The organism is uncultured Limnohabitans sp., assembly GCF_937889215.1.
Lineage (GTDB): Bacteria > Pseudomonadota > Gammaproteobacteria > Burkholderiales > Burkholderiaceae_C > Limnohabitans_A.
This window is the reverse complement of the sequence record NZ_CALBEX010000518.1, coordinates 1-3,710: the sequence shown is the minus strand read 5'-3', so window position 1 is coordinate 3,710 and position 3,710 is coordinate 1. Positions and strand designations below refer to the sequence as shown.

General features: G+C 60.7%; 2 protein-coding genes and 1 pseudogene. All 3 read right to left on the bottom strand.

Features of this window, described 5'->3' with window-relative positions:
• Positions 1-70: 70 nt before the first annotated feature.
• A complete protein-coding gene (gene acnB / locus Q0341_RS13205) occupies positions 71-2,662 on the bottom strand; it encodes a bifunctional aconitate hydratase 2/2-methylisocitrate dehydratase (RefSeq protein ID WP_299514150.1) in 2,592 nt (863 codons plus the stop codon).
• 24 nt (positions 2,663-2,686) lie between these two features.
• Entirely contained in the window at positions 2,687-3,397 is a 711-nt protein-coding gene (locus Q0341_RS13200; RefSeq protein ID WP_299514148.1) for a hypothetical protein, read from the bottom strand.
• 26 nt (positions 3,398-3,423) lie between these two features.
• Positions 3,424-3,710: pseudogene (locus Q0341_RS13195) on the bottom strand (CoA ester lyase); the annotation flags it as partial.

Genomic DNA, 3,710 nt, shown 5'->3' with positions numbered 1-3,710 from the left:
ATGCCCGGTGGTGTGGCAGGGGTGGCTGCAATAATTGCGGCCCCCCTATGCCGATGCAGCGCAAAGCAGCTCAGGCAGCAACGCCCTTCGCGTTCTCCACGTACTCTTCAATTTGATTGAAGTTCAGGTACTTGTAGATCGCAGCGCCATCCTTGTTCACGATGCCCATGGCTTCGTGGTACTCGGCGACGGTCGGGATGTGGCCCAGCTTGGACGCAATCGCCGCCAACTCGGCCGAAGCCAAAAACACGTTGGTGTTCTTACCCAAGCGGTTGGGGAAGTTGCGCGTCGAGGTGGACACCACCGTGGCGCCTTCGCGCACCTGGGCCTGATTGCCCATGCACAGCGAGCAGCCGGGCATTTCGGTACGGGCACCGGCGGCGCCGAAGTTGGCGTAATGACCTTCCTTGATCAGCTCGCTCTCGTCCATCTTGGTCGGTGGGGCGACCCACAGCTTGACCGGGATGTCGCGGCTGCCGCCGAGCAGCTTGGCTGCTGCGCGGAAGTGGCCGATGTTGGTCATGCACGAACCGATGAACGCTTCGTCGATCTTGGTGCCTGCGACGTCGGACAAGAACTTGGCGTCGTCCGGGTCGTTGGGGCAGCACAGGATCGGCTCTTTGATCTCGTTCATGTCGATCTCAATAACGTGTGCGTACTCGGCATCTTTGTCGGCCTCGAGCAGGTTGGGCGCGTCGAGCCAGGCCTGGACCTTCTCGATGCGGCGCTGCAGCGTGCGCTTGTCTTCGTAGCCGTTGGCAATCATGTTTTGCATGAGCACCACGTTGGACTTCAGGTATTCCTCGACCGGCTCCTTGTTGAGCTTGATCGTGCAACCCGCGGCCGAACGCTCGGCAGACGCGTCGGACAATTCAAACGCTTGCTCCACCTTCAGGTTGGGCAGGCCTTCGATTTCCAGGATGCGGCCAGAGAACTCGTTGATCTTGCCGGACTTGGCTACAGTCAACAGGCCTTGCTTGATGCCGTACAAGGGAATCGCGTGCACCAAGTCGCGCAGGGTCACGCCGGGCTGCATCTCGCCTTTGAAGCGCACCAACACGGACTCGGGCATGTCCAAAGGCATCACGCCCGTGGCGGCTCCAAAGGCGACCAAGCCGGAACCGGCTGGGAAGGAAATGCCGATGGGGAAACGGGTGTGCGAGTCGCCACCGGTGCCGACGGTGTCAGGCAACAACAAACGGTTGAGCCAAGAATGGATCACGCCATCGCCGGGGCGCAAGGACACGCCGCCGCGGTTGCTGATGAAGGCGGGCAGTTCGCGGTGGGTCTTGACGTCCACGGCCTTGGGGTAAGCGGCGGTGTGGCAGAAAGACTGCATCACCATGTCGGCGCTGAAGCCCAAGCAAGCCAAGTCTTTCAACTCGTCGCGGGTCATGGGGCCGGTGGTGTCTTGCGAGCCCACGGTGGTCATCTTGGGTTCGCAGTAGGTGCCGGGGCGAACGCCTTGGCCTTCTGGCAAACCGACCGCACGACCGACCATCTTTTGGGCCAAAGTGAAACCGGCTTTCGTCGAAGCAGGCACAGTGGGCAGGCGGAACACGGTGGACACAGGCAGACCCAGGAACTCACGCGCCTTGGCGGTGAGTGAGCGGCCGATGATCAGGTTGATGCGGCCGCCAGCACGGACTTCGTCAAACAAAACATCGCTCTTGAGTTGGAAGGTGGTGACGGTTTTGCCGTCTTTGACGATCTTGCCTTCATAGGGCAACACGTCCACCACATCGCCCATGTTCAAGCCCGACACGTCGGCTTCGATGGGCAATGCGCCGGAGTCTTCTTGGGTGTTGAAGAAGATTGGGGCGATTTTGCCGCCCAAAGTCACACCGCCAAAGCGCTTGTTGGGTACAAAAGGAATGTCTTCACCAAAGCCCCAAATGATGCTGTTGGTAGCGGACTTGCGGCTGGAACCCGTGCCGACCACGTCACCCACGTATGACAGCAAGTGGCCCTTTTTCTTCAACTCTTCGATCATGGCCATGGGGCCACGCTTGCCGTCTTCTTCGGGCTTGAAGGGTGCGCCTTCGCGGGTGTTTTTCAACATCGCCAGGTAGTGCAGCGGGATGTCGGGGCGGCTCCAGGCGTCTGGGGCGGGCGACAAGTCGTCGGTGTTGGTCTCGCCAGGCACCTTGAAGACGGTGATGGTGATTTTTTTCTCAACTTCGGGGCGGCTGGTGAACCACTCGGCCTCGGCCCAGCTTTGCATGACTTCTTTAGCCTTGGCGTTGCCTGCCTTGGCTTTTTCGGCGACGTCGTTGAAGAAGTCGAACATCAAGAGGGTTTTCTTCAGGCCTTCGGCGGCCACGGCGGCCACTTCGGCGTTGTCGAGCAACTCGATCAAGGGGTGCACGTTGTAGCCACCCACCATGGTGCCGAGCAATTCGGTGGCCTTGGCTTTAGAGACCAGGGCGACGCTCAGTTCGCCATGCGCCACAGCGGCCAGGAAGGAAGCTTTGACCTTGGCGGCGTCGTCTACGCCGGGTGGCACGCGGTGGGTCAGCAATTCCATCAAGAAGGCGTCTTCGCCTGCAGGCGGGTTTTTGATCAGCTCGATCAGCTCGGCCACTTGCTTGGCATCCAGCGGCAGAGGCGGAATGCCCAAAGCGGCGCGTTCTGCGGCGTGTTCACGGTAGGTTTTCAACATGGTTTTTTTCTCCGGTCAGTCAAATTAATCGGGGGCTCGGCCCATGCCTGTGGTGTCAAACAGGTCAGGCTGAGGTTGGTTTTTGGTGGCTTGCTCGTAGGCCACTTGCTCGGGGTGCGCGCAGTCATCGGCCACGCGACGGCCTTTCTTCTGGTCCATCAGCATGGATTTGTTGGCCAGTTGCAGCCACACAGCACCGGCTTTTTTGTCTTCAAGGCGCAGCGCGCCCGTGCTGGTCTGGACGGGGTACATGCTGTACCGAAAACCTTTGCCTTGTACATTGAAAAAGCCTGGCCGAGCAGCATCTGCCTCGACACGCACGCTGGCGCCCAATTCACACGGTAGCAGACCCTGATGGATCTGCTGGGCAATGGCCATGTCCGGGCTCACTGGCGCCGTGTCGGTTTTGGCCAACGGCGGCTCAGGTGTCACCATCGCGGCAGCTTGGGTCGCAGCCAGCGCAGGCGTTGCAACCCAAACGGACAATGCTTTGGTCGAGACATCACCGGCCACGACCGGCGGTGCCACAGGGGTGTTAGGCGGCTTGACCGTGTTAGCGACCCTGGCAGCGGCAGCGGCAATGGCTTGGGCTTGCAACCGAGCGGTGACATCGGCCGTTGCACGCGTTGAGGTCGTCTTACCAGAGGCCCCCTTGGCCACGGCAGGGGGCTGGCTTTGTGCCAAAGCGGGCACCAACAGCAAAACACTGACGATCAACACGCGGAGTTTGGGCATGGACGAACCCTGAAGTTGGGTACACATCATGACGGTCTGCACTCCACGGCCCCACCCGGAACGGCCAAAAGCACCTGCACTTCGGCGGGCAAATGGCGGCCCGTTTGGTGGGCTCGCTCGATCAGTTGCCAAAAGAAACGGTAGCTGGCGCGGTCATGCAACTGCCCTCCGTGGCTGATGGGCGCCCAGTTGGCCGCCTGTGCCGCCAAGATGATCTGGCTGGCTTGATCGATTTGGGCTTCGCTGGGGGCCATGGCCTCCAAAATGGGGCGAATCTGGTCGGGGTGAATGCTCCACATGCGGGTGTAGCCCA